19 protein-coding genes are annotated in these 25,230 nt (G+C 71.9%); 5 read left to right on the forward strand and 14 right to left on the reverse strand.

What is annotated here, in order from left to right:
- Positions 1-246: 246 nt before the first annotated feature.
- From J2W20_RS15030 to J2W20_RS15055, 6 genes are all read right to left on the reverse strand, one after another.
- Entirely contained in the window at positions 247-1,449 is a 1,203-nt protein-coding gene (locus J2W20_RS15030) for an MFS transporter (RefSeq protein WP_307007502.1), read from the reverse strand.
- On the reverse strand, positions 1,449-2,432 hold the full coding sequence (locus J2W20_RS15035) for an aldo/keto reductase (protein ID WP_307007503.1): 984 nt from the start codon (positions 2,430-2,432) through the stop codon (positions 1,449-1,451). Before J2W20_RS15035 ends, J2W20_RS15030 begins: the two co-directional genes overlap by 1 nt.
- Positions 2,433-2,472: 40 nt before the next feature.
- Entirely contained in the window at positions 2,473-3,084 is a 612-nt protein-coding gene (locus J2W20_RS15040; RefSeq protein ID WP_307007504.1) for a TetR/AcrR family transcriptional regulator, read from the reverse strand.
- 5 nt (positions 3,085-3,089) lie between these two features.
- On the reverse strand, positions 3,090-5,213 hold the full coding sequence (locus J2W20_RS15045) for an MDR family MFS transporter (protein ID WP_307007505.1): 2,124 nt from the start codon (positions 5,211-5,213) through the stop codon (positions 3,090-3,092).
- Positions 5,214-5,321: 108 nt separating this feature from the next.
- Entirely contained in the window at positions 5,322-5,663 is a 342-nt protein-coding gene (locus J2W20_RS15050; protein ID WP_307007506.1) for a hypothetical protein, read from the reverse strand.
- Between the two features lie 78 nt (positions 5,664-5,741).
- On the reverse strand, positions 5,742-6,194 hold the full coding sequence (locus J2W20_RS15055) for a MarR family winged helix-turn-helix transcriptional regulator (RefSeq protein WP_307007507.1): 453 nt from the start codon (positions 6,192-6,194) through the stop codon (positions 5,742-5,744).
- A gap of 130 nt (positions 6,195-6,324) precedes the next feature.
- Here J2W20_RS15055 and J2W20_RS15060 point away from each other — a divergent pair, with 130 nt between their 5' ends.
- The 4 genes from J2W20_RS15060 to J2W20_RS15075 all read left to right on the forward strand — a co-directional run bounded on the left by J2W20_RS15060 (position 6,325) and on the right by J2W20_RS15075 (position 14,737).
- Positions 6,325-7,527, forward strand: a complete 1,203-nt coding sequence (locus J2W20_RS15060) for an MFS transporter (protein WP_307007508.1) — start codon at positions 6,325-6,327, stop codon at positions 7,525-7,527.
- A 126-nt stretch (positions 7,528-7,653) separates the two neighbouring features.
- Entirely contained in the window at positions 7,654-7,803 is a 150-nt protein-coding gene (locus J2W20_RS15065; protein WP_307007509.1) for a hypothetical protein, read from the forward strand.
- On the forward strand, positions 7,800-13,754 hold the full coding sequence (locus J2W20_RS15070; protein WP_307007510.1) for an Ig-like domain-containing protein: 5,955 nt from the start codon (positions 7,800-7,802) through the stop codon (positions 13,752-13,754). The genes J2W20_RS15065 and J2W20_RS15070 overlap by 4 nt, the downstream gene beginning before the upstream one ends.
- A 38-nt stretch (positions 13,755-13,792) precedes the next feature.
- Positions 13,793-14,737 (forward strand): aldo/keto reductase, encoded by a 945-nt coding sequence (locus J2W20_RS15075; RefSeq protein ID WP_307007511.1) that lies wholly within the window; start codon positions 13,793-13,795, stop codon positions 14,735-14,737.
- A 4-nt stretch (positions 14,738-14,741) separates the two neighbouring features.
- Here J2W20_RS15075 and J2W20_RS15080 read toward each other — a convergent pair whose 3' ends face one another.
- The 4 genes from J2W20_RS15080 to J2W20_RS15095 all read right to left on the reverse strand — a co-directional run bounded on the left by J2W20_RS15080 (position 14,742) and on the right by J2W20_RS15095 (position 19,627).
- Entirely contained in the window at positions 14,742-14,966 is a 225-nt protein-coding gene (locus tag J2W20_RS15080; RefSeq protein WP_307007512.1) for a hypothetical protein, read from the reverse strand.
- A 96-nt stretch (positions 14,967-15,062) separates the two neighbouring features.
- Positions 15,063-16,739, reverse strand: coding sequence for a thiamine pyrophosphate-binding protein (locus tag J2W20_RS15085; protein ID WP_307007513.1), 1,677 nt, complete (start codon positions 16,737-16,739; stop codon positions 15,063-15,065).
- Positions 16,740-16,804: 65 nt separating this feature from the next.
- Positions 16,805-18,187, reverse strand: coding sequence for an FAD-binding oxidoreductase (locus J2W20_RS15090; RefSeq protein WP_307007514.1), 1,383 nt, complete (start codon positions 18,185-18,187; stop codon positions 16,805-16,807).
- A 63-nt stretch (positions 18,188-18,250) separates the two neighbouring features.
- Positions 18,251-19,627 carry an MFS transporter gene (locus J2W20_RS15095; protein WP_307007515.1) on the reverse strand — a complete coding sequence of 459 codons (1,377 nt, stop codon included), beginning with the start codon at positions 19,625-19,627 and terminating at the stop codon, positions 18,251-18,253.
- 170 nt (positions 19,628-19,797) lie between these two features.
- Here J2W20_RS15095 and J2W20_RS15100 point away from each other — a divergent pair, with 170 nt between their 5' ends.
- Positions 19,798-20,490, forward strand: coding sequence for a GntR family transcriptional regulator (locus J2W20_RS15100; protein ID WP_307007516.1), 693 nt, complete (start codon positions 19,798-19,800; stop codon positions 20,488-20,490).
- A 147-nt stretch (positions 20,491-20,637) separates the two neighbouring features.
- Here J2W20_RS15100 and J2W20_RS15105 read toward each other — a convergent pair whose 3' ends face one another.
- From J2W20_RS15105 to J2W20_RS15120, 4 genes are all read right to left on the reverse strand, one after another.
- A complete protein-coding gene (locus tag J2W20_RS15105; RefSeq protein ID WP_307007517.1) occupies positions 20,638-22,617 on the reverse strand; it encodes a bifunctional sugar phosphate isomerase/epimerase/4-hydroxyphenylpyruvate dioxygenase family protein in 1,980 nt (659 codons plus the stop codon).
- Positions 22,617-23,522: a shikimate dehydrogenase gene (locus J2W20_RS15110; protein WP_307007518.1), complete on the reverse strand. Its 906-nt coding sequence runs from the start codon at positions 23,520-23,522 to the stop codon at positions 22,617-22,619. Before J2W20_RS15110 ends, J2W20_RS15105 begins: the two co-directional genes overlap by 1 nt.
- Before the next feature lie 30 nt (positions 23,523-23,552).
- Positions 23,553-24,374: an IclR family transcriptional regulator gene (locus tag J2W20_RS15115; RefSeq protein WP_307007519.1), complete on the reverse strand. Its 822-nt coding sequence runs from the start codon at positions 24,372-24,374 to the stop codon at positions 23,553-23,555.
- Positions 24,375-24,471: 97 nt separating this feature from the next.
- The gene (locus J2W20_RS15120; RefSeq protein ID WP_307007520.1) at positions 24,472-25,230 is read right to left on the reverse strand and encodes an enoyl-CoA hydratase/isomerase family protein; all 759 of its coding nucleotides are present in this window, start codon (positions 25,228-25,230) and stop codon (positions 24,472-24,474) included.

The following is a 25,230-nucleotide window of genomic DNA, read 5'->3' on the forward strand; positions in this document are numbered from 1 at the left end:
TGCTCCTTCGAGAAAGGGGACTGGTGGGATCCCTGCCCACCCTAGGGGCCGCTGAGAGCCGCGGGAAGGGCGTTGCCGCCCCTGAGGGTGGGCCTGTGAGAACCCCCCAAACCCGGTCTGGGAGTCACCTCCTGGAGGTCACCTTCTGAGGGTCACCTTCTGAGGGTCACCTCCCGAGGGCACACCCGCAAGAGCTGACTCCCAGGAGGTGACCCTCAGACGGGAGGGGCGCCGCGGGTCAGCCGGTCACCCGGTCACGAGCGGGCCGCGCCGGCCGAGGGCCCACGCGGCGAGGGCCATGAGGCTCAGGGCGGCCCCGGCGAGGCTGACCGCCGTCCAGCCGCCGGCTGACCAGAGGAGCGCTGCGGCGCCCGAGCCCGCGGCGCCGCCGATGAAGTTGGACGTGATGTACGCCGTGTTGAGCCGGCTGCGGCCCTCGTGGGACAGCGAGAGCAGGCGGGTCTGGTTGAGCACGTTCTGCCCCTGGATCGCGATGTCGAGGAGGAACACCACGAGCACGAGCATCCACACGGCAGAGCCGGACAACGCCGCGATGGCGAACGAGGCGAGCACGAGCACCCACGCGATGCCGGTGGCCGGCAGGGACCAGCCCCGGTCGTGGAGGCGCCCGGCCCGCTGGGCCGTGACCGCCCCGGCGATCCCGACGAGCCCGAACAGGCCGATCACCGACACCGGGTAGTGGAACGGCGGCCCCGCGAGCAGGAACGTCAGCGAGGTCCAGAACAGCGTGAACACCGCGAACCCGGTGGTGGACAGGATGAGCGTCCACCGCACCGCCCGCTCGCGGACGACGACGGCCCCCACCGAGGCGATCAGCTTCGGGTACGCGACCCGCGCCTTGGGCGCGAGCGGCGGCAGCGCGCGCCACACGAGCCCGGCGAGGAGCACCATCGCGACGGCCGCCGCGCCGTACACGAGGCGCCAGCCGCCGATCCCGGCGACGAGGCCGCTGACGGCGCGCGAGGCCAGGATCCCGGTGAGGATCCCGGCCACGACGGTCCCGACCACCCGGCCCCGGTGGGCGTCCTCGGCGAGGTCCCCGGCGAGCGGGGTCAGGATCTGCCCGGCGATCGTCGTGACCCCGAGCAGGCACAGCGCCACGAGCAGGAACGGGAAGGACGGCGCGAGCGCGCACGCGACGAGCACCGCGGCCGAGACCAGCATCATCGCGGCCGTGAGCCGCCGCCGGTCGACCACGTCGCCGAGCGGGACGATGAGCAGGATCCCGACCGCATAACCGATCTGGGTGGCGGTCACGAGCCAGCCGGCCGAGGCCGTCGTGGTGTGGAACTCGCGGGCGATGGTCTCGAGCAGGGGCTGGGCCCAGTAGAGGTTGCCCACGGCGGCGCCGGAGGCGAGGGCGAACAGGAGCGTCAGGCCGCGCGTCATGGCCGGCTGGCGCGCGGCGGTCCCGGTCCCGGCGGGCACTAAGTCCAGGTCCCGGCGAGCGTCTCGGTCCGGTCCGTGGCCGGCGGCGGTGTCGCGGAGAGCTCGGAGACCTTCCGCCGCAGCTCGGGCGTCATCTCGACCTCGAGCGCGGCGAGGGAGCCCTCGAGCTGCTCGAGGTTCCGTGCGCCGACGATCGGGGCCGTGACGCCCGGGTGGCCCATCGCCCAGGCGACGGCGAGCGCGGCCGGTGCGATCCCGGCGTCGTCCGCGAAGGCCGCGAAGCGCTCCGCGGTGGCCCGGTCGCCCTCGAGGCCGTAGCGCCGGGCGTACCGCTCGTTCTCGACGAGCCGGCCGCCCTCGGGCCGCTGTCCGCCGCGGTACTTGCCGGTGAGCAGGCCGCCGCCGAGGGGGCTGTAGGTGATGACGCCGAGGTTCTCAGCCTGGGCCAGGGGCAGGATCTCGACCTCGGCCTGCCGCTTGACGAGGTTGTACATCGGCTCGATGAGCTCGAACCGGGCGAGCCCCTCGCGGGCCGAGATCCCGAGCGCGGTCGCAATCTGCCAGGCCGCCCAATTGCTCACGGCCGGGTAGAGGATCTTGCCCTGCCGTTGGAGGTCGTCGAGCGCCCGCAGCGTCTGCTCGATCGGCGTGCGGGGGTCGAAGGCGTGGACGAAGTAGAAGTCGATCCGGTCCGTCCCGAGCCGGGACAGGCTGGCCTCCACGGCCTGCAGGATGTGCCGGCGTGAGAGGCCTCCCGCGTTGGGGTCCTCGCCCGTGGGGAAGAAGACCTTGGAGGTGATGACGATGTCATCCCGCTCGTGGGCCGCGAGCCGGCCGAGGATCTCCTCGGATCGGCCGCCGCTGTAGATGTTGGCCGTGTCGAAGAAGTTGATGCCGAGCTCGCGGGCCCTGCGGTACATCGCTGCCGAGGTGTCCTCGTCGGCCTCCGAGCCGAACGACATCGTGCCGAAGCACAGCGGCGAGACCTGGACGCCCGTGGCGCCCACTGTCCTGTAGTCCATGGAACTCCTTCCGTCGGCCTCTGATGTACCCGGTCCGGGATCAGGCCGAACCAGATTCCCCCTCGCCCCTGCCGACCGCGCACAGCCGGGCCACGGTCTCGCGCAGGTCGGCCGGCGAGGCCGGCCCGGTGCCCCCCGAGTAGGAGGCGTCCGCGTGGAGCATGAGCGCGGCGAAGACCAGGCCGACGGCGAGGCGGGCGCGCTGCGGCGCGGCACGCTCCTCGGCGAGCCGGATCACGCCCTTGCGGGCCCCGGAGGACCACTGGTGCAGGGCGGCCAGGAGGTCCGGCTCGAACCCCATGAGCTCCTTGATCCGCGGGATGTCCCCCTCGGGGCCGCCGGCGATGCCCGAGACGAGCTCGCAGAGGTCGTCCACGAGGGTCCCGTGGCCGGCGAGGAACGTCCGCTCCTGCTCCTCGGAGAGCGCCGTGGCCGGCAGGCCGAGCACCGCGGCCGCCTTCGAGGGGAAGTAGTTGAAGAACGTCCGCTCCGAGATCCCGGCGCCCGCGCAGATGTCCGCGACGGTCACCTGCGCGAGCCCCCGCTCGGCCGCGAGCGCGAACGCTGCGTCGTGGATGGCGCGCCGGGTCAGCTGCTTCTTGCGTTCGCGCAGCGTCCCCGGCCCGTCCTCGACCGCGGCGCCGTGCTCCACCCCGCTCACCCCCGGTGGACCCGGATGGCGCCGGTGTCCGGGCTGGTCGGCGAGCCGGTCTCGGCCGCGGCCAGGGCCGCGTCGGAGCCGAGGTCGTCGGCGGTGCCGGCGGCGTCGGCCTGCTCCTGCAGGGCCGAGCGCTGGCGCAGCGGCGGGACCTTGAAGAACCACGAGAGGATGAACGCGAGGACGATCACCCCGAAGCCGACCCAGTAGATGACCACGGCGGAGCTGTTGAAGCCCGTCATGAACGGGCGGGTGAGCCGCGCGTCGGCGCCCTTGAGGAAGGACGTGTCCGAGGTCGTGGAGGACGAGGAGCTGTTCGAGGACGAGTTCTCCTTGAGCTTGTCGATCAGCGTCGGCGCGACCTTGTCCACGATCGCGTTGCGCTGGCCCTGGTCGGCGTAGTCGACGGCGAGCTTGCCGTTGACCACCGAGGCGCCGGCCTTCTGGGCGGCCGCCTGCAGCGCGGACTGCTCCGCGGCGGGCTTCGCTGCCGCGACCTGGCTGTCGATGATCCCCGGCGCGGCCGACGCCGGCACCACACCGGCGGCGACCTGCTTCTGGACGGCGGCGGTCACCTGGGCGGTGACGGCCTGGTCGGCTGCGGCCTTCGCGGCGGCCGCGCCCTGGTCGAGGCCGGACTGCACCTGGGCCTTGACGGGGGTGACGATCGGGGACCAGATCTGGTCCATGACGCCCTTGTTGGCCGGGTTCGCCGCGACGGAGGGGGTGAGGGCCGCGTCGAGCGCGCTCGTGAGGTCGCCCTTGTTCTGCATGGCCGTGGCGATGTTGGCCGGCATCAGGGCGAAGAGGATGGAGAGCAGGACGGCGGTGCCCATGGTTCCGCCGATCTGGCGGAAGAACGTGGACGAGCTCGTGGCCACGCCCATGTCCCGCGGGGCGACGGAGTTCTGCGAGGCGAGCACGAGCGACTGCATGAGCTGGCCGAGGCCGAGGCCGATCAGGAACATGGCGCCCATGAGGTACCAGAGCGGCTTGTCGATCGACATTCCCGTCAGGACGAGGTAGCCCAGGGCCACGAGGAACGTGCCCGTGATGGGGAAGATGCGGTACTTGCCGGTGCGGGAGACGATCTGGCCCGAGGCGATCGAGGCGATCATGAGGCCGCCGATCATGGGCAGCGTCGCGAAGCCGGACTCGGTGGGCGTCAGGCCCGTGACGAGCTGGAGGTAGAGCGGGAGGGTCAGCATGGCGCCGAACATGGCGAAGCCCACGAGGAAGCCGAGGACGGTGGCCATGGAGAACGTGCGGGAGTGGAAGAGGCGCAGCGGGATGATCGCGTCCGCCCCCATGGCCCGCTCGATGAGGATGAAGGCGATGAGCCCCACGCCGCCGACCACGAAGCACGTGATGGACGCGGCGGATCCCCAGCCCCATTCGCGGCCCTGCTCGGCCACGAGGAGGAGCGGGACGAGGGTGACGACCACGGCGGTGGCGCCCCACCAGTCGATGCGCGGCGCGGCGTGCTTGTGGAACTTGGGCAGGTGCAGGAAGGCGAGCACCATGAGCAGGGCGACGACGCCGATCGGGACGTTGATGAGGAACACCCAGCGCCAACCGGTGATCCAGGCGATCTGGCTCGCGTCGGCGAAGACGCCGCCGATCAGCGGTCCCACCACCGAGGAGACGCCGAAGACGGCGAGGAAGAAGCCCTGGTACTTGGCGCGCTCGCGCGGCGCGAGGATGTCGCCCATGATCGCGAGCGGCAGCGACATGAGCGCGCCCGCGCCGATGCCCTGGAAGGCCCGGAACGCGGCGAGCATGATCATCGACGTCGAGAACGAGGACAGGAACGAGCCCAGGATGAACACGACCAGGCCGAAGATGTACAGCGGGCGGCGGCCGAAGATGTCGGAGAGCTTGCCGTAGATGGGCGTCGCGATCGTCGAGGTGATCAGGTAGGCGGTGGTGACCCAGGCCTGCTGGTCGAGGCCGTGGAGGTCGTCGCCGATCGTGCGGATGGCGGTGCCGACCACCGTCTGGTCGAGCGAGGAGAGGAACATGCCGGCCATGAGGGCGTAGATGACCAGCATGATCTGCCGTTGGGTCATCACGGCGCCGGACGGCGCGGCACTCGTCGAGGGGCCTGTCGCTGCTTGAGACATGAGGGGTCCGAATCTTCTCGGGTGGGATGTGGGAGCCACGCAACTTTGCAGGCTCTGCAAGTTTACACACTCTGCAAGAAGCTGCCCACCCCTCGGGCGGTGTGATCCCTACGACTCGTCGATCCGCTTGAGCAGGTCGCCGAGCGCCTCCCGGATCTCGTCGTGGTCGTACTGGGATGCCCGGCTCTCCCCCGAGATCACGGCGCAGCGGTGCACCTTCTTCAGGTCACTGAAGGGGAACTTGTACCTGGACTTGCTGCCCTCGGGGGCGTCGTCGTCAATCCCGAGGAACCACTGCGAGTACTCGCCCTCACCGTGCTTGTCGAGGAATGCGCTCAGCTCCTTCGTGGCCGGCGAGTGCTCGCTCCAGTCGTCGCGCGAGTCGCGCACCACTTTGCCCTCGCGCACGAGCGCCTTCGCGTGCTCGTAGGCCTTCTTGTTCAGCTTCATGCTGGCTCACCTCCCTGGCGTCCGGCGGACGACGACGGCGCGCCGCCCCTTCCGCAGGGAGGGTTACCCGCGGCGGAGCTACTGAACCGCGGCGACCGGGATGCCGTGGAGGGCGCGGGCGAGGACCGCGAGCTCGGGCCGGTCCTCAGCCTCGGCGAGGACGCGCTCCAGGGTCTCGTCGTGGACGGGCCTGGCCTCCAGGTACAGCTCGCGCCCCGCCGCGGTGAGCTCGGTGTAGATCCCGCGGCGGTCGTCAGCGCAGAGGATCCGGGTGAGCAGACCTCGGTCCTCGAGCCGCGTCACGAGGCGCGTCGTGGCACTCGGACTGAGGGCCGTGGCGCGCGCGAGCTGCTGCATGCGCATGTGCCAGCCGTCCTGGCGGCTGAGGGCGTCGAGCACTGTGTACTCGACCACCGAGAGCCTGAGCGCCGTGAGGGAGCGCTCGAGCTCCGACTCGATCATCCCGTGCAGCGCGGCGAGGGTGCGCCACCCCTGCGCGCGCACCTCGACGGCGCCGTCGTCGATGCTCATGCGGACCTCCTCGGGGACGGGTATGCAGACCAGGCTTGCGGGCAAGTCTTTGCGTGTGCAACTATTGCGTCTGCAATCGCAATATCCAGCGTCTGCAACTATCTCGAGTCTAGCAGAGGGGTCATCTGCCATGCCCATGGGGCTTCTTGCGCTGTCGATCGGCGCGTTCGGAATCGGGCTCACCGAGTTCGTGATCATGGGGCTGCTGCCCGAGGTGGCCGCCGACTTCGCCGTCTCGGAGGCGACCGCCGGCTGGCTCATCTCCGGGTACGCGCTCAGCGTCGTGGTCGGCGCCCTCCTCCTCACCGCGGCCACCACCCGGCTGCCGCGCAAGCGCGTGCTGCTGGGGCTGCTGGTCCTCTTCATCGTGGGCAACGCCCTCTCCGCCGCGGCCGGCGACTACGGCACCATGATGGCCGGGCGCATCATCGCGGCCCTGTGCCACGGGGCGTTCTTCGGCATCGGCTCCGTGGTCGCCACGGGGCTCGTCCCGGCGGCGCGCCAGGCCCGTGCGGTCGCGATCATGTTCACCGGCCTCACCGCCGCCAACGTGCTCGGCGTCCCGTTCGGGACCTTCCTCGGCCAGCAGGCCGGCTGGCGCGCCACCTTCTGGGCCATCTCCGCCATCGGCGTTCTCGCCCTGGTCGGCATCGCCGCGCTCGTCCCGGCCGATTCCCCCGCCCAGCAGGCACCCAGCCTGCGCCGCGAGCTCGCGGCGTTCCGGAACGGCCAGGTGTGGCTGTCCCTGCTCGTGACGATCCTGGCCTACGGCGGGATGTTCGGGGCCTTCACCTACATCGCCTACACGCTCACGGACGTCTCGGGCTTCGCGGCGGCCGCCGTGCCGTGGCTCCTGGTCCTGTTCGGGGTGGGCCTGTTCGCGGGCAACGCGCTCGGCGGCCGGCTCGCCGACCGGGGCATCGACCGCACCCTCATCCTCTTCATCGCCGCCCTCCTGGCCGTCCTCGTGCTCTTCGCGCTCCTGGCAGCGGATGCGGCAGCCGCCGCCGTCGCCCTCTTCCTGATGGGCGGGTTCGGCTTCGGCACCGTGCCCGGGCTGCAGGCGCGGATCATGCGCTATGCCTCCCACGCGCCGACCCTGGCCTCGGGCGCGAACATCGGGGCGTTCAACGTGGGCAACGCGCTCGGCGCATGGGCCGGCGGGCTCGGCATCAGCGCCGGGCTCGGCTACACCTCTCCCCTGTGGATCGGGGCGCTCATCACCGCGCCGGCGCTCGTGGTCATGGTCGGCGCAGCGTGGGCGGCCCGGCGTCGTACGGCTGTCCGGCCCGCTACCGACCTGCCCGGACTCGAGGCCGACCGGGTGGGGTGAGCGCCTGAGGGAACAGACCGCGCGGTCTGGGGAGAACTCCCCGCGAGGTGTTGCCCGTCCACTGCGGGACGGTAGGGTGACGCGGGGCGCGGCGCGACCGGGCGCGCTGCTCGCAGGGGGGATCACGTGGGAATCAGGGCATGGCTTGACCGGCGCCGTCGTGGCGTCGCCGCGGCGGCGAGCATCACGACGGCGAGCGCGGTCACCGCCGCGGCCCTCCTGTACCCGGGCTTCACCCAGACGAACCTCGACCTCTCGGACGGCGGGTGTGGGTGACCAACAACGGCCGCAACGCGGTCGGGCGACTCAACTTCGCGTCGAAGACGCTCGACGGCGCAGTGGTCGCCGCCTCGCCGTCGTTCGACGTCCTCCAGCACGAGAAGACGGTGGTGGTCGACGACTCCGGGGCGTCGGCTGCGCAGAAGATCGATCCCGCGGAGGTCAGGCTCGGCAGCATCCAGTCCCTCCCGGCCGGGACGCACGTGGCGCTCGGGGCCTCGAGCGTGGCGGTCGACGATCCGGGCACCGGGCGGGTCTGGACCCTGCCCGAATCGGCGATCCCGGGCACGGACCTGTCCCAGACTCCCCCCTCCCTCGAGGGCGGCAAGGGCGCCGTCGCCGCGATCGGCCCCACGGATGCCGTGGCCGTCGCCCAGCCCGCGACCGGCGTGGTCTCGACCGTCCGGGCCGCCCCAGGCGCCCCGGCCGTGTCCGAAGATTCCTACACACAGCTCAAGGGCGTCCGGGACGTCCAGTCCGCCGTGGTCGGGGAGCAGGCCGTGGCCTACGATCCCGGGGCCGGGCGGCTGTTCCTGCCCGGTGGCAGGACCGTGGACGTCCCGGGCGGCGTGGACGGGAAGCTCCAGCAGAGCAGCGCGGCCAGCGGCTCGGTCGCCGTCGCGACGCCGACGGGGCTCGTCCTCGCCCCGCTCGACGGCGGGCAGCCCACCGTCATCCCCGCCAATGCCAAGGGGCTCCCCGCTGCACCCGTGGACGTCAACGGCTGCGTCCACGCCGCGTGGGCCGGCCCCGGCGTGTACGTTCGCGCCTGCGGGAGCGACGTCGAGCGCAGGCCGATCCCGTCCGCCACGCCCAAGTCGGACTTCGTGTTCCGCGTGAACCGCAACCTCGTGGTCCTCAACGACGTCGCTGCCGGAACCGTGTGGCTCGTCACAGAGAACATGTACATCGTCAACAACTGGGACGAGGTCATCCCGATCCAGTCGAGCACGCAGGACGCCGAGAAGGAGTCCCCGGACGAGGTCCAGACCACGCAGCTCCCGGACCGGACCAAGCCGAACCAGCCGCCGGTCGCGAAGCCGGACCACTTCGGCGTCCGCCCCGGCCGCACCACCCTGCTGCCGGTCCTCGACAACGACTCGGACCCCGACGGCGACCTCCTCACCGTCAAGGCGCAGTCGCAGCCCTCGGTCGGCACCCTCGAGCAGGTCTACGGCGCCACCGGGTTCCAGGTCACCGTGCCGCCCGACGCCCACGGCTCGACGTCCTTCACGTACACCGCCGACGACGGCCGGGGCGGCACGGCGACCGCGCCGGTGAACGTCGACGTCGTCCCGCTCGACACGAACCGGCCCCCGCAGCTCAAGCCCGGTCGCAACAACCCCATGATCGTGGGCCTCGGCAAGGAATCCTCCCGCAACGTCCTCGACGACTGGGCCGATCCCGACGGCGACGACATGTTCCTGGCGTCCGCCACGACGAAGGACCCGGCGGACAAGGTCAAGTTCACCCCCCAGGGCACACTCACGTTCACCGACTCGGGCACGGCGCCCGGCCGCAAGGCCGTGACGATCACCGTCTCAGACGGACGCTCGACGACGACCGCGGACATCGCGGTCGAGGTCCGTGCCGGCGGCAAGGACGCCCCCGCCGCGGTGGCAGACCACGTGACCGCGATCGCCGGCATCGACACCAAGGTCTCCCCCCTCCTGAACGACTCCGATCCCGAGGGCGGGAACCTCCGCCTGGCCCTCGTCACGCCGCCCGCGGGGGTCACCTCGACGATCGACGCGAACCAGCAGACCTTCACCTTCCGCTCCGACACCGCCGGCACGTACTACGTCGAGTACGTGGTGACCAATGGGCCGGCGAGCGCCAAGCAGTTGGTGAGGGTCGACGTCGTGCCTCCCGACGGCCAGGGCAAGCCGGTCGCGGTCCGCGACCTCGCGGCGGTGCCCGCCGGAGGCAGCACGCTCGTGGACGTGCTGGCGAACGACTCCGACCCGGCCGGCGGCGTCCTGGTGGTCCAGTCCGTCGATGCGCCCCAGCAGTCCGGGCTGAGCGTGTCCATCCTCGACCACTCGGTGGTGCGCGTGACGGACGTCCACGCGCAGGATCCCGTGACAGTCCACTACACGATCTCCAACGGCCACGACAGCGCGGTCGGCGAGATCTCCGTCCTCGTGCTGCCTCCGCCGGAGAAGCCGCTGCCCCCCGAGGCCGTCCCCGACTCGGCAGACGTGCGTGCGGGAGACCTCGTGACGGTCCCGGTCCTCGCGAACGACTCCGACCCCAACGGCGGCGACCTCACCCTCGACCACAAGCTCGTGCAGACCCCCGACCCGGCGGACGGGACCATGTTCGTCTCGGGCAAGGCCCTGCGGTTCATCGCCGGGCCGACCGCGAAGACCGTCTACGCGATCTACCAGGTGCGCAACGCCTCCGGGCAGGTCAACTCCGCCCAGGTCGCGATCCGCATCCACGCGCGGGACAGCTCGAACGTCGCGCCGCAGCCGCGCAGCCTCACCGCGCGGGTGATCGCCGGGCAGACCGTCCGCATCCCGGTCCCGCTCGACGGGATCGACCCGGACGGGGACTCGGTCAAGCTCATCGGGCTCGACCGCGGGGCCGCGCAGGGCACCGCGAGCGCCGGGGCACTCGCGTTCGACTACACCGCCGGCCCCAAGGCCGCAGGAGTGGACACCTTCACGTACCGCGTGCGGGACCGCGTCGGCGCCGAGGCCATCGGCACCGTGATCGTCGGGATCGCACCGCCGAGCGCCGTCAACCATGCCCCCCAGCCTGTCGACGACCGCCTGCTGGTGCGGCCCGGGCGGCACGTCGCCGTCGACGTCCTGCAGAACGACTCCGACCCGGACGGAGATCCGCTCAGCCTCGTGCCGGACGGGTTCGAGGGCAGCCAGGCGCTCAAGGCCGAGGCGGACAAGCACGGCTTCGCCGAGGTCGTCACGCCCTCGACCCCGAGCGTCGAGAACCTGCGCTACACCGTGCAGGACCCCAAGGGTGCCCGCTCCTCCGCGACCCTGCGGGTCGAGTCGAAGGCCGATGCCCCGCTGCTGGCCCCGACCGCCGTGGACGACTTCGTGACCAATGCTGAGGCCGAGGGGCACACCACCGCCCAGGTCCCGGTGCTCGCCAACGACTACGACCCGGACGGCCGCGCCGAGGACCTGAAGGTCTCCCTCCCGGCAGGCTCCCCCGCCCACCTCGCCCCGGACCAGACCGTCGTGGTGCCGCTCACTGCGGGCGACCAGATCCTCCCGTACACCGTGACCGATGTGGACGGCCTCACCGACACCGCCTTCATCTGGGTCCCGGGAGTGGACCTCCAGCGGCCGCACCTGTCCAAGGAGGACGTGACGGAGGTCAAGGCCGGAACGTCCGTGGACTTCAACCTCAGGGACTGGGTGGCCGTCCGGGACGGGCGCACGCCGCGCATCACCTCGGTGGACCGGGTGAGCGCGGTCGGCGCGTCGGACCGCGGCCTCGTGGCCTCGGACAGCGTGCTGCACTACGCAGCGCTGCCCGACTTCGTGGGCCCGGGCTCGGTCACGTTCGAGGTCACGGACGGCTCGGGGCCCGACGACCCGACCGGCCTGAAGTCCACGATCACGCTCCAGACCAAGGTGCTGCCCTCGGACGCGAACCACCCGCCCGCGTTCCAGGGCTCCGCCGTGGACGTCCCGGCCGGCGAGGAGGCCCGGCTCGACCTCGGCCCCCTCGCGCAGGACCCGGACTCCGCCGACCAGGGGCACCTCGCCTTCGCCCTCCGGGGCGCGGTGCCGGACGGCTTCACGGCGTCCGTGGACGGCTCCACGCTCAAGGTCCGCACGAAGGACGGCGTGCTGGCCGGCCGCACCGGAGCGCTCACCGTCACGGTGACCGACGGGCACTCCGAGCCTGTCGCCGCACAGTTCACGCTCACCGCGACGGCGTCGAACAGGCCGCTCGCGATCGCAAACGACGTCCTCGTGCCGGACGCGAACGCGGGACGGACCGAGCGGGTGGACGTCCTCTCCCACACGGTGGACCCGTTCCCCGAGGCGCCGCTGACGATCGTCTCTGCGGTCGTGGAGGCGGGCCAGGCCGAGGGCGGCGCCCAGATCGACGGCGGGAACGTCATCGTCACGCCCGCCAAGGACTACCGCGGCATGCTCGTGGTGCGCTACACGGTCCAGGACAAGACCGGCGACCCGGGCCGCCAGGTGGACGGGCGCATCCGCCTCACCGTCCGCGGGGTGCCCGACGCGCCCGGGGCGCCCACCGCCACGGACATCCGCGACCAGACCGCGGTGCTGCACTGGGCCCCGGCCGCGGACAACGGCGCGCCGATCCTGAAGTACACGGTCCGCGGCGACGGCTTCAGCCAGGACTGCCCGGCCACGACCTGCACGCTCTCCGGGCTGACGAACAACAAGGTGTACCACTTCACCGTGACGGCGACGAACGACGTCGGCGAGTCGGCGCCGTCGTCCGCCTCGCCGGAGGTGCGGCCCGACGCCCGTCCCAGCGCCCCCGGCGCGCCCGTGGCGGTGTTCGGCGACGGCAGGCTCGACCTCTCGTGGGGCGCCGCGAAGACCACCGGCTCGCCCGTGACCTCGTACAACCTCGAGATCTCGCCCCCGCCGGCGAGCGGGAACTCGGGCAAGCAGGGCGTCACCGGGACGTCCACCACGTGGACGGGCCTGACCAACGGGGTGAAGTACACGGTGCGGGTCCAGGCGGTGAACAACGCGCCCAAGCCCTCGGACTGGAGCCCGTACTCGGCGCCCGTGAGCCCCGCGGCGCCGCCCGGGCAGCCGGCGGCCCCCCTCGCGCAGAGCGCCCCCGCGCTGGGCAGCACGGCGCAGGTGTCCGTGTCCTGGAAGGAGCCGGCCACGAACGGGGACGCGATCAGCGCGTACTACGTCACGATGAGCGGCGGGGGCGGAGCGGACCGCACGCAGAAGGTCGCCGGCACCTCGACCACGGCCACGTTCGACGCGCCGACGTCGGAGAACCCGTACACGTTCACCGTGCAGGCCGAGAACAAGGCCGGCAAGGGCTCGGCCAGCCCGCCCTCGGCGCCCCGCCGTGCGGTCGGGAAGCTCGGGCCGGTGACGAACGTGAGCGCCACTCCGGCGAACACCGGCGGCACCGGAACCCAGCTGACGGTCAACTTCACCCCGCTCACGGCCAGCCAGCGCAATGGCTCGGCGGCCAACGAGGTCAGCTACACCTACTCGGCCTCCACGGGCCAGTCAGGACCGATCGCGCCGGGCCAGACCGTGGGCGGCTTCCAGAACGGCGCGGCCACAACCATCTCGGTCATCGCCCACTCGAGCACGGGCGCGGCGGACTCCGACCCGGCGAGCGCGCCGCAGACCAGGCCCTACGGGTCGCCGGGGACCCCCTCGGCGTCGGGCCAGGACGGGGCGACGAACCAGCGCTCGCTCACCCTGAGCTGGTCCTCTCCATCGACCTCGACCAACGATGTGGCCCGGACAGCCATCAGCATCGACGGCGGGGCGTGGGAGAACGTCGCGGCGTCCGGCTCGCGCACCGTCAACACCTCGGGCTACAGCGAGACCCACTCCATCCGCGTCCAGACCTTCAACTCGGTCGGCACGGGCGGCGGGGTGGCGAGCGCCTCGGCGCGCAGCGGCCCGCAGCAGACCTCGTGGCAGACGCAGCTCTCGGGCTCCGCCACCCGAAACTGCACGGACAACGGCTCGGGGCAGTCGTGGTACAGCCCGACCACCACCGCCCACACCTGCGACGGGGTCACCAACGGCTTCCCCTGGCTCTACCCGGGGACCACCATCACGGTGAACTGCTGGAGCACCATCAACACGCGGTATGGTCCGAAGGACTTCTACCACATCATCGCCGGCAGCTATCAGGGCAGGAGCTACGCGAACCGCTGGCAGGAGGACAACAACGTGACCATCGGCGGGCCGGCGCAGAGCGGCGTGCCGCACTGCTGACGGGCCGGCCCGCTGGCCCCGGACCAAGGAGGACGATGATGGCTTCCCGCCTCATCTATGGATGCATGGGCCTCGGCGGCCCCTGGGACGCCCCGGACTACGGGTCCGAGCAGGTCCGCCAGGCGGAGGCGGCCGTCGAGGCCGCCCTGGCCCTCGGCATCACGCGGTTCGACCACGCGGACATCTACGGCATGGGCAAGTCGGAGGCGGTGTTCGGCGAGCTCCTGCAGGGCAGCCCGGGCCTGCGGGACCGGATCCAGCTCCAGAGCAAGGTCGGCATCCGGCTCGGCGAGGGCGGCGGATTCGGGCACTACGACCTCAGCGCCTCGGCGATCCTCGACGGCGTGGCCGGGACGCTCCGCCGGCTGCGCACGGACTACCTCGACCTGCTCCTCCTGCACCGCCCCGATCCGCTGCTCGACCCCGCCGAGGTGGGCTCCGCGCTGACCCGCCTGCTCGCCGACGGTGCGGTCCGCGCCGTGGGCGTCTCGAACATGTCCGCGGCGCAGATGGGCGCCCTCCAGGACCACCTCCACGTGCCGCTCGCCGCGGACCAGCTCGAGCTGAGCCTGCACCACCACTGCTTCGTGGACAGCACGGTGCTCGTGAACCATGCGGACGGCGCCGCCACGGGCTTCCCCCACGGCACCCTCGAGCACTGCCTCCGGCACGGGATCGAGGTCCAGGCGTGGTCGCCGCTCGCGGGCGGCCGCTACACGGGGCGCAACGTCGCGGAGCCGGGCCCGCACGACGGCGCCGTGGCGGCGCTCGTCTCCGAGCTCGCCGCCGCGAAGGGCACCACTGTCGAGGCCGTGGTGCTCGGCTGGCTCCTGCGCCACCCGGCGCGGATCGCCCCTGTCATCGGCTCCGCCACTCCGCAGCGCATCGCGGCGTGCGCCGACGCCGAGGCCGTGGGCGGCGCGATGACCCGCGAGGAGTGGTTCGCGCTCTACCAGACCGCGCGCGGGCGCAGCATTCCCTGATGCGTCAGACGCCGAGCAGCTCGCTGCCGGCCGGGGCATCCGTCCTCAGAGCCCGGAAGTGCTCGACGAGCGCCAGCTCCGGGCGCCCGGGATGCTGGGCGATGAGGAGGCGGAGGCGGTCCTTGGAGTCCTCCGGGAGGCGAGGGCCTTCGAGGACCTCGTGGAGGATGGCCCACACCTGGCCTGCGAGCGCGCTGTCATCCGGGCGGAGGCCGGTCACCTGCGTCATGGGGTGAGACTACGTCGCCGGGGTGGCCGCGGCCGTCAGGGCGCGCCGCGCCGATGCGGCCGAGCACCCGGACAGGAACGGCAGTCCACCGAGGTGCTACCGGCGAGATGCCGAAGCGTCTCGCTCGCGCGCCTTGGAGGCGGCGGCAAGAACCTCGTCCATGTAGGGAGCGCGAACGGCTGGACTGATGCGGCAGTCGACGAGGTGGAGGCCACGCGCGCCGAGGGCGATCCACTCCCTCAGACCCTCGAGGTCTTCGAGGCGGGTCACCGTGGTGCCCGTGGCGCCTACGGCCCGGGCGAGGGAGGCGAAGTCCACATCGGGGATGAGCATGGGGGCCCTGCTGAGCCCCTGGCTGGCGTACTGGTGGATCTCGGCGCCGTAGGCGCCGTCGTTGAAGACGACGATGACGGCGCTCGTGGCGGTGCGGGCGACGGTCTCGAGGTCGGCGAGTCCCATGAGCAGGCCGCCGTCTCCTGTCGTGAGGACCGCGGTGCGGCCCGGGGCAGCAGCCGCCGAGGCTCCGGCAAGGCTGGCGAGGCCAAGCCCGATGGTCTGGTACGCGGTGCCGACCATGGCCAGGTCCTGGGGGCGCTGGATGTCCCAGTACATGGGTACCCACCCGCTGAAGTGCCCGCCGTCCTGAACGACGACCCGGTGGGCGGGCAGCAGTGCGTTCAGGGCCCGGGCGGTCGAGCGCGGGTCGAGCCTGCCATCCTCTGCGAGCTCCTCCCCCTGCGCGCGGTCGGAGGCGCGGGCGGTACGGGGCGCAGACTGCGTGCGCCACGTCGTTGGAGGCGCCTCTTCAGGGACCAGGCGGGTGAGGATCTCGACGGCGTCGCGCGCGTCGGCGTGGATGAAGTGGTCCACGCGCGGGCTGGTCGGCTCAGGCGCAGTGTCGATCTGGATCAGGGTGGCCGTCTCTCCGACGAGGTCTCCGAAGCGCATGGTGAACTGGTTGAGGCGGGCCCCGACAGCCAGGACGACATCGGCCTCGGCCATCAGCTCCGCCGAGACCTCGCTTGAGAATCCGCCGGCGACCCCGAGGTCGCCCTCGTGGGCGAAGATGCCCTGGCCGAGCACGGTGCCGGCGGTGAGCGCGCCGGTCGTGGCCGCCAGGACGCGCAGGGCGGGCCCGGCTCCGGCGAGGTGTGCCCCTCGGCCGGCCAGGATCAGCGGGCGCCGGGCGCTGGCGAGGAGCTCGGCGGCCATCTCGAGGAGCTCGTGGACGAGTGGTGGCTTCGTCCTGGCGGGAAGGGGTGATGCATCCACCTGTTCGTCTTCTGCCGGCTCTGCGGCGAGATCGTAGGGGATGGCGAGGACAACGGCGGTCCTGTGCTCGATGGCGTGCTCGATGGCCTGGCGGGTGATGGAGGCGGCTGCGGAACGGGTGACGGTGAAGGTCGGCGCCCCGACGGCCTCTGCGACGGCAGGCTGGTCGATGTCCCAGGGCCGCGGGCCGCCCGTGGGGATGTCGCCGGTGATCAGTACGGCGGGGATCTGGGCGCGGACGGCCTCGATCAGGCCCGTGAGGGAGTTGGTGTAGCCGGCCCCGTAGGTGGTCGTGGCGGCGGCGAGGCGGCCGGAGGTGCGGTAGTAGGCGTCGGCCGCTGCCACTGCTGCGCCTTCGTGGCGGACTGCCGTGAACGTCAGGCCGAGGCGTTCGGCGGCGTCGAGGAAGTAGGCGTTGCCGTTCCCCATGACTCCGAAGATGTCGCTGATGTGCGGGACGAGGGCCTGCGCGACGCGCTCCGAGACAGTTGGTGAGGTCATGTGGGTTCCTTGGGATGGGAGGGGACTCGTCGGTGGTGGGCCGGTTTCGGCTCGGAAAGTCTTTCTCAGATCCCGCGACCGGGCGTGAGGATCTGCTTCGGGTCGAGCGCGTGTTTGACGGCGCGCTGGACCTCGAGGAGGCCTGCATCGAGCTGGAGGTGCAGTTCGTGGTGCTTCACCGCGCCGATGCCGTGTTCGCCGCTGATGGTGCCCCCCAGGGACAGGGCCAGCCTTGTGATGTCATCGAGGACGCCTTCGGCGAGGCGGTGCTCCTCTGGGGTGTCCCCCGCTTCGACGGTGGGGTGCAGGTTTCCGTCGCCGGCGTGCGCGACGATGGAGATCCTGCGCCTGTGCCTCTCCGAGATCTCGCCGATGCCGTGGAACATTGCGGCGAGCTGGGCGACGGGGACGCCCACGTCGCAGGACACCCGGAGTCCTTGGGCGGTGAGGGCGGGATTCGCCAGCCGGCGGGCCTCCAGGAGTTCGTCGCCCTCCGAGGTGCCCACCTCGACCGCCCCGTGGGTCCGGCACACCGCGACGAGCACCTCAGCTGCCTCGGCGGCGTCGTGGCCGACGGTCTGGCCGATGAGCACGGCCGCTTTCGGCATCGGAAGCCCGGAGGGGCTGTACTGCTCGATGATGGCCACGCTCTGTGCGTCGAGGAGCTCGAGCACTTCCGGCTGGGCTGTTCCGGCGGCGATGGCCGTCACGGCCCTTCCGGCTGCTTCGATGGAATCGAAGCTCGCCCGGAAGGTGCGGGGCCTGCCTGGGGGGACGGGCTTGAGGCGGACGGTGGCAGCAGTGATGACGCCGAGGGTTCCCTCCGAGCCGACGAAGAGGCTCGTCAGATCAAGGCCGACGACGTTCTTGCGCGTCCTGGCACCCGTGCGGATGATCCTGCCGTCGGCGAGGACGACTTCGAGGGCCGCAACCGCGTCACGGGTGACACCATGGGCGATGCACCTGAGCCCGCCGGCATTCGTCGCGATGTTGCCGCCGATCGTGGATGTCTGGGCGCTTGCCGGATCGGGCGGGAAGAAGAGTCCGTGCTCCCGTGCGGCCGCGTCGAGGTCCGCGGTGACGACCCCCGCCTGAACCGTTGCAAGACAGTTGGGTACATCGAGCTCCACGATGCGGTCCATCCGTTCAAGGGAGAGGACGAGGCCTCCCTGGTAGGCCACCGCCCCCCCTGCAAGCCCGGTGCCGGCCCCGCGCACCGAGACAGGAACGGAATGGGCGTGCGCCCAGGAGAGCGCCAGGGAGACGTCTTCCGTCGATTCCGCCCGCACCAGGGCCAGCGGGAGGCCCGCGGGCTGGAAGCGCGAGCTGTCCCGGGATGCGCGGGCGAGCTGGACGGGATCAAGGACGACCCGCTCCCCGATGAGCTGCTGCAGCTCGTCGAGTGCAGCGATGGCCGGCGGCCTGACGGTCCGCGTGGTTGTTTCCATGAGTCGTTTCATTCCTTGAAGGGGTGGATGACGGAGGTGTCTGCACTTGGGGCCTGAGCCGTTTCAGTGCTTGGCGAGCCCAAAGATCGGGCTACGGGCCTGCTCTTCCTCGTGCTCGGGCCCGAGGGGAATGCCGCTGCGGTCGCGGAGGATGAGGGTCGCCGCCAGGCCGACGAGTGTCATTCCGGCCAGGTACCAGCTCACGGCGTCGGTCGAGCCTGTCTGCTGCACGAGGAGGGTGGCGATCGTCGGGGCGAAGGCCCCCCCGAGGATGCATCCGAGGGCGTAGGCGATCGACACCCCTGAGAAGCGCACGGAGGCAGGGAAGAGCTCCGCGTACAGGGCTGCCTGCGGCCCGTAGGTGAACCCCAGCCCGACCGTGAGCAGGGCCACTCCCAAGAAGAGCATGCCGACGTGCCCGGTGTTCACGAGCGGGAAGACTGCCAGGACGCCGACCAGCTGCAGCACCCAGCCGAGGATGTAGGTGGTGCGGCGATTGATCCTGTCGCTGAGCCAGCCGGCGAACCAGGTGGAGAGCAGCCAGGTCACCCCTGAGGCTGCCACCGCGAGCAGCACCTGGCCGCGATCCAGGTGCAGCTTCCCGGCGGGGTCGGTGGCGTAGTTCTGGATGTATCCCCCGGTCGTCATGTAGCCCACGGCGTTGTTCCCTGCCACGAGCAGCGCAGCCACGAGTACCAGGAGGGTGTGCCTTTTGAACAGCTTCGCGACGGGCCGGCTCGTGCGCTGGCGCCGCTCGGCGATCTCAAGGAAGACCGGACTCTCCTCGACCCTCCGGCGGACGTAGTAGCCGACGAGGATCAGCACGACAGAGAACAGGAAGGGGACCCGCCAGCCCCACTGGCTGAAGGCGGCGCCCGGGGCGAGGGCAGCCATGAGGGCCATCGCGCCCGAGGCCAGGAGCAGTCCGATCGGCACACCGACCTGAGGGGAGGATCCGAAGAGTCCCCGGCGCTCCTTGGGAGCATGCTCCACGGCCATCAGGACCGCTCCGCCCCACTCCCCTCCGGCGGAGATGCCCTGGAGTACGCGCAGCAGGATCAGCAGAGCTGGGGCTGCGAGACCGATCACCGAGTAGTCGGGGAGAAGGCCCACGAGCGCGGTCGCGAGACCCATGAGGACGAGCGTGAAGACGAGGACCATCCGGCGCCCGTGCCGATCGCCGAAGTGACCTGCGAGGAAGGCGCCAAGAGGCCGGAACAGGAAGCTGATCCCGACCGTGATGAACGACAGGACCGTGGCGAACTCGGGGCCAGCGGGCGCGAAGTACAGCTTTCCGAACACCAGGCCGGCCGCCGAGGCATAGATGAAGAAGTCGTACCACTCGACAGTTGTGCCGACCACCGTGGCGAAGGCGACCCGGCGGCGGTCCCGGGCAGCGGAGATGGACTCGGCCTCGGAGAGGGCTGAGGAGAGACTCATGGACGAATGACTCCTTTGTCATCGGGAACTGGGAGCAGCGGAGCGCTGCTGAACCGATATTATATTATAATATCCTCGAGTCAAGGGCTCGGCCGGGTGCGTTATCGTCGGACCGTCAGCTCGGCATGGGCGTGGCTTGGCCGCTGGCCCAGAGTGGAAGGTGGAGGCATATGGCCCCCGCAGGCATCGGCCCTGCCAACGCGCGCCCGACGAGCAAAGCAAGGAGGGCCTACGATCACCTGCGCGGTCTGATCGAACGCGGGGAGCTGGAGCCTGGGGAACGCATCCTGGCCGGCCAGATCGCGGCTGAGCTGGAGATCAGCATCGTCCCAGTGAGGGAGGCGATCCGCCGCCTCGAAGCGGAGCGATTCGTCACTGTCGAGCACAACGTCGGTGCGAGGGTCGCAGCCTTGGACGACGCGGCCTACCGGCATGGCATGGAGGCGCTCGCGATCATCGACGGCGCAGCGACCGCCTTGGCCGCCGGGGAGCTCACCTTCGACGACCTTGCCCGCGCGGAGGCGATCAACGAGGAGATCATCGCGCTCCTCGAGGACTTCGACCCCGGCCGCTACAGCGCCTTGAATATGGCCTTCCACGAGGCCCTCTTCGGCCGCTGCCCGAACGACCGGGTGCTAGAACTGGCCCGGGCCGAATGGGCACGCTTCGCCAACGTCCGCTCCCCGTCCCAGATTGTCGATGAACCCCGTGCGCGGGAGACGGTGCACGAGCACCGTCATCTCCTCGACCTCATCGCGCGCCGGGCACCCGACGACGAGGTCGAGCGTGCCGCCCGGGAACATGTCCTCGCTACGCTGGCCTGGACCCTGCAGGCGGGTACCGGCGGCACCGAGGATCGGTGATCCTCAGAAGCGCGGCACAGCCGTTCCCCCTGCCTCGGGGGGCGGGCAGGGGCCGCCGGCCACGGTCCGGCGTGTGCCTCCTGACGGCGCCGCTCAGGTCAGCCGGTCGGGGCAGCCGGTCGGACATGCCGTCCGACCAGCCCCCGCTCAGCCCCCGTGCCGCGCCGCGTGCTGCACCGCGTGGCGCACGGGCGCGTTGGGCGCGCCGAAGCCGTCGTACCCGCCGAGCCGCTGCACCACCTCGAAGAAGACGCTGCCCACGCTCGCGGTGTAGAAGTGCAGGAATGCGCCCTGGGCGTCCCGGTCGTAGAGCAGGTCGAGCTCGCGCAGCGTCGCCAGGAACCCGGGCTCGAGGCCGTACCGCGCGTCGAGGTCCTCGTAGTAGTTCTCGGGGATCGGCAGGAACGGCAGGCCGCGGCCCCGGCAGGCCCGGGCGTGGGCCACGAGGTCGTCCACCTCGATCGCCACGTGCTCCTGGAAGGTGTCCGTCCGTGCGCCCTTGACCGAGTCCGACTGGATCCACGGCGCGAGGTTCAGCGCGAGCCGCACGTCCCGCCGGCCAGCCTCGTCCTCGGGCCGGGCCGTCTGCATCACCTGCGAGCGCACGAGCCCCGAGGGGCTCGAGACGTCCTGCGACGCCTCGGGCGTGAGGGCGAGCACCGAGGAGTAGAACAGCACCGCCTCGTCGAAGTGCTGCCAGGGCTGGGCGAGGTTGATGTGGTCGATCCGCGCGGCGCCGGATCCCGCCGGCGGCGCGCCGGCGGACGACGGCGACCACTCGCCGTCCTCCGTCCCCCCGGCTGCCGCCGGGGTGCGGGCCTGGTCCTCGCCGAACTCGGCGATCCAACGGGTATCCTCGCAGAGGAAGACCTCGGTGCCGTCCGGGGCGTTGACAGCCTGGAGGATCTCCTCGTTGGCCTGCGAGGGCCGGGGCACGGGCACGGCCCGCAGCTGCACGGCGCGGGCGGCGGCGGCGACGCCGTCCTCGACGTCGAAGCCGAGCGCGGAGATCGCCGGCTCGAGCCCGCGGGCCTGCTGCCGGTTGAGCACGATCCGGGCGTCGCCGAGGGTCCACAGCGAGACGGGCTTGGTGCGGTGCTCGCCGCGAGAGGCGAAGCCGAGCTGGGCCAGGAGCCGCTCGAGCTCGGCCGTGCGGGGCGCGCCGTCGGCCGAGATGACCTCGGCGAAGTTGATGCCGGTGGGCGGGGCGACCTGCGGGAGCGTGGTGAGGGGCATGGCGTAGGCGCGGGAGGCCCGGGCGAGCTCGGCAGGCGAGGGCGCGTCGGCGCCGGGCCCCGAGGCCTCGGCGGCGAGGTGCCGCGCGGTGCGCTCCTCGAGCCAGATGAGCGAGCGCATGGCGTCCACGGCGGTGCGCGCCACGTCGGCCTGGCGGAAGGTGTCGTTGAAGACCTCGAGGGATACCGGGCCGTTGTAGCCCGCCCGTGCTACATGGCCGAGGAACTTGGGCAGGTCGAACTGCCCCTCCCCCGGGAACACGCGGTAGTGGCGGCTCCAGGAGAGCACATCGAGAGAGAGCTTGGGGGCGTCGGCGACCTGGACGAAGAAGATCTTCTCCCCGGGGATCTTCTCGATCGGCTCGGTGTCCCAGCCGCGGGAGAGGATGTGGAACGTGTCGAGGCACGTGCCGAGGTTCGGGTGGTCGGCGTCGGCCACGATCTTGACGGCGTGCTCGTAGTCGTTCACGTACGTGCCCCACGCGAGTGCCTCATACGCGACCTTCACGCCGTGGTCCCCAGCGAGTTCGGCGAGCCCGTGGAGCTGCTCGGCGCGCAGGGCGTCGTCGTCGATGCTCGCGGTGGCCACGTTCGAGCACACGAGGACCGTGTCCATCCCGAGCCGGCCCATGAGGCGGAACTTCGCCTCGGCGCGGCGCAGGTTGGCGCGGTAGAGCTCCTCGGGCACGGAGTCGAAGTCCCGGAACGGCTGGTACAGGTCCAGCCCGAGGCCGAGGTCCGCGGCGAGGGCACGCACGCGCTCGGGGCTCAGGGGTGAGGTGACGAGGTCCGTCTCGAAGATCTCGACGCCGCCGAACCCGGCCTTCGCGGCCGCGCGCAGCTTCTCCTCGAGCGTGCCCGAGAGGCAGACGGTCGCGATCCCGGTGCGCATCAGGCGGCCCCCGCCGCGAGCGCCCCGCGCCCGTTCTCCTCCTCGATGAGCGCGAGGAAGTGCGCGCGCATCCGCTCGGCATCAGGCTCGAGGCCGGTGAAGATGCGGAACGCGTCCACGGCTTGGCCCACGGCCATGCGGCCGCCGTCGAGCACGCGGCAGCCGATCGCCCGGGCCTCGCGCACCAGCTGGGTCTCGATGGGCCGGTAGACGATGTCCGCGACCCAGTGGCGCGGGGTCAGGAGCGAGGTGTCGAAAGGGGTGCCCGGGTGGGCGGCCATCCCCACAGGGGTGCAGTGCACGACGCCGTCCGCCTCCGCGAGCAGCGTGGCGAGGGCCGGCGTCGTGCCCGCCGTGACGGACGCCGCGGGGAAGAGCGCGGCCAGCTCGGCGGCGCGCTCCCCGGCGCGTGCCGGGTCGAGGTCCACGATGGTGAGGCGCCGGACGCCGGCGGTGAGCAGGGCGTAGGCCACGGCGGAGCCGGCGCCGCCCGCGCCGAGCTGGACCACCCGGCCGAGCGCGGCGTCGGGCAGGCCCGCGCGGAACGCGGTGAGGAAGCCGGAGAAGTCGGTGTTGTGGCCCACGGTGCGCCCGTCCGCGCCGACCACCACGGTGTTCACGGCGCCGAGCCGGGCGGCGTTCTCGTCCACCTCGTCGAGGTGGCCGATCACGAGCTGCTTGCACGGGTGGGTGATGTTCAGGCCGTTGTAGCCGAGGCTCCGTGCCGCCCGGACCAGCTCGCCCACGCTCTCGGGCGGGAGCCCGAGGACCTCGAGGTCGATGGGCCGGTACAGGTAGAGGAGCCCGTGCGCGGCCCCCTCGCGCTCGTGCATGGCCGGGGTGAGGGAGGGGGTGACGCCGTCACCGATCAGGCCGATCAGGTACGACTCGCTGGGCAGGCTCACGTCGGAGTCCTTTCGAAGGTCCGGGGAAGGTCAGGGGCGGGGCAGGCGTGCCGCGAGCTCGTCGGCTGCCTGGCGGAGGGCCGGGAGCTGGGCGACGAGCTCGTCCACGCCCATGCGGACGGTGGGCGCGGAGCAGGCGATGGCCGCGAGCAGACGCGGCTCGCCGTCCGCGGCCGCCTCGAGGACGGGCACGGCGATGGCGCGCATGCCCACCTCGTTCTCCTCGTCCATGACGGCGTAGCCCTGGGCGCGGACGCGCTCGATCTCGGCGCGGAACCGGGCGCGGTCGGTGATGGTCCTCGGGGCCACCGGGACCAGCTCGACCGAGTCCACGAGGTGCTCCCGCTCCGGCTCGGGCGCGAAGGCGATGAGCGCCTTGCCGAAGGCCGAGCAGTGGAGGTGGCCGCGGTAGCCGGGATCGCTCGTGACGCGGAAGGCCTTGGGGCCGTCCACCTTGGCCACGGTGAGGAAGCGGTCCCCGTCGAGGACGGCGAGGATGCTCGCCTCTCCGGTCGTCGCGGTCAGCCGCTCGAGCACGGGGGTCGCGGTGCCCGCGAAGCCGAGCGTGTTGGAGACGTGCAGGCCGAGCTGGAACACGCGCAGGCCGAGGCTGTACTTCTTGCCCTCCGGCTCGAAGTCCACGAAGCCCGCGCGCTGGAGGGACTGCAGGAGGCGGTACGCGGTGCTGAACGGCAGCTCGGCGCGGCGGGACAGGTCCGCGGCCGTGGTGGCGCCGGGGCCGTCGCCGAGCATGACGAGCAGGCTCAGCGCCTTGCCCACCATGTCGGTCTTGCCGCGCTTCTCGTCGCCGACGGCGGCGTCAGCGGCGTCGTCGGACGTGATGGAGGTCATGCACCGATGGTCGCACGATTTTCATATCGTGGCAACGTCGTTCGCTCTGTGGCAATAGCCGGGTCGCGGACGACGGCGGGAGCCGGGGCGAGGACCGTCACCTCCGGCGGTCGAAGAAGGCGGCGATGCGCGGCGGGAAGTCCTCCGCGTCGACGGCGGGGCCGGGCGGCTCCCGCCGGGCCGGCCCGGTGAGCGGCTGCAGCCCGCGGTCCACGGCGGCCTTCGCGGCGCGCAGGGACGCCGGCGCGAGCGCGGCCCACTGGGCGAGGAGCCGCTCGAGCTCGGCCTCGGCGCCGCCGTCCTCGACGAGCGTGCTCACGAGGCCGATCCGGTGGGCCTCCTCCCCGCTGAGCATCCGGCCGCCGTACAGCAGGTCCTTGGTCCGCGAGGGCCCGATCCGCAGCGCCATGCGGGCGGCGAAGGAGGCCGAGGGCAGGATCCCCAGCCGGGAGATGGGCATGCCCACCTGCGCCGTCGCGGCGGTGATCTGCAGGTCGCACGCGAGCGCGAGCTGGCAGCCGCCCCCGGCGGCCACGCCCTCGATCACCGCGACCGTGGGCATAGGCAGGTCCTCGATGGCCCGCAGCGCCTGCTCGAGCTGCCAGAAGCTGCGGTCCACCTCGGCCATCGGCGCGTGCTCCCACTCGCGCAGGTCGGACCCGGCGCAGAACACGCCGCCGCGGCCGCGCAGCACCACCGCGCGCAGCCCGCTGCGGCCGGCCAGGGAGGCGGCGGCCCGGGCGAGCGCCTCCCAGTGCTCGGTCCGCAGCGCATTGAGGCGCCGCCCGCTGCCGAAGGTGATGACGGCGAGCGAGCCGTCGTCGTCGACCGTCACGTCCGCGGCCTGCACCGCCAC

It is taken from the genome of Sinomonas atrocyanea (assembly GCF_030812675.1).
GTDB lineage: Bacteria > Actinomycetota > Actinomycetes > Actinomycetales > Micrococcaceae > Sinomonas > Sinomonas atrocyanea_B.

Bases quoted from the DNA above. Each gene is read 5' to 3' on its own strand.
- J2W20_RS15035 (WP_307007503.1), bottom strand. From the start codon at position 2,432: ATGGACTACAGGACAGTGGGCGCCACGGGCGTCCAGGTCTCGCCGCTG.
- J2W20_RS15045 (WP_307007505.1), bottom strand. From the start codon at position 5,213: ATGTCTCAAGCAGCGACAGGCCCCTCGACGAGTGCCGCGCCGTCCGGC.
- J2W20_RS15050 (WP_307007506.1), bottom strand. From the start codon at position 5,663: ATGAAGCTGAACAAGAAGGCCTACGAGCACGCGAAGGCGCTCGTGCGC.
- J2W20_RS15055 (WP_307007507.1), bottom strand. From the start codon at position 6,194: ATGAGCATCGACGACGGCGCCGTCGAGGTGCGCGCGCAGGGGTGGCGC.
- J2W20_RS15060 (WP_307007508.1), top strand. From the start codon at position 6,325: ATGCCCATGGGGCTTCTTGCGCTGTCGATCGGCGCGTTCGGAATCGGG.
- J2W20_RS15075 (WP_307007511.1), top strand. From the start codon at position 13,793: ATGGCTTCCCGCCTCATCTATGGATGCATGGGCCTCGGCGGCCCCTGG.
- J2W20_RS15080 (WP_307007512.1), bottom strand. From the start codon at position 14,966: ATGACGCAGGTGACCGGCCTCCGCCCGGATGACAGCGCGCTCGCAGGC.
- J2W20_RS15085 (WP_307007513.1), bottom strand. From the start codon at position 16,739: ATGACCTCACCAACTGTCTCGGAGCGCGTCGCGCAGGCCCTCGTCCCG.
- J2W20_RS15090 (WP_307007514.1), bottom strand. From the start codon at position 18,187: ATGGAAACAACCACGCGGACCGTCAGGCCGCCGGCCATCGCTGCACTC.
- J2W20_RS15095 (WP_307007515.1), bottom strand. From the start codon at position 19,627: ATGAGTCTCTCCTCAGCCCTCTCCGAGGCCGAGTCCATCTCCGCTGCC.
- J2W20_RS15100 (WP_307007516.1), top strand. From the start codon at position 19,798: ATGGCCCCCGCAGGCATCGGCCCTGCCAACGCGCGCCCGACGAGCAAA.
- J2W20_RS15105 (WP_307007517.1), bottom strand. From the start codon at position 22,617: ATGCGCACCGGGATCGCGACCGTCTGCCTCTCGGGCACGCTCGAGGAG.
- J2W20_RS15115 (WP_307007519.1), bottom strand. From the start codon at position 24,374: ATGACCTCCATCACGTCCGACGACGCCGCTGACGCCGCCGTCGGCGAC.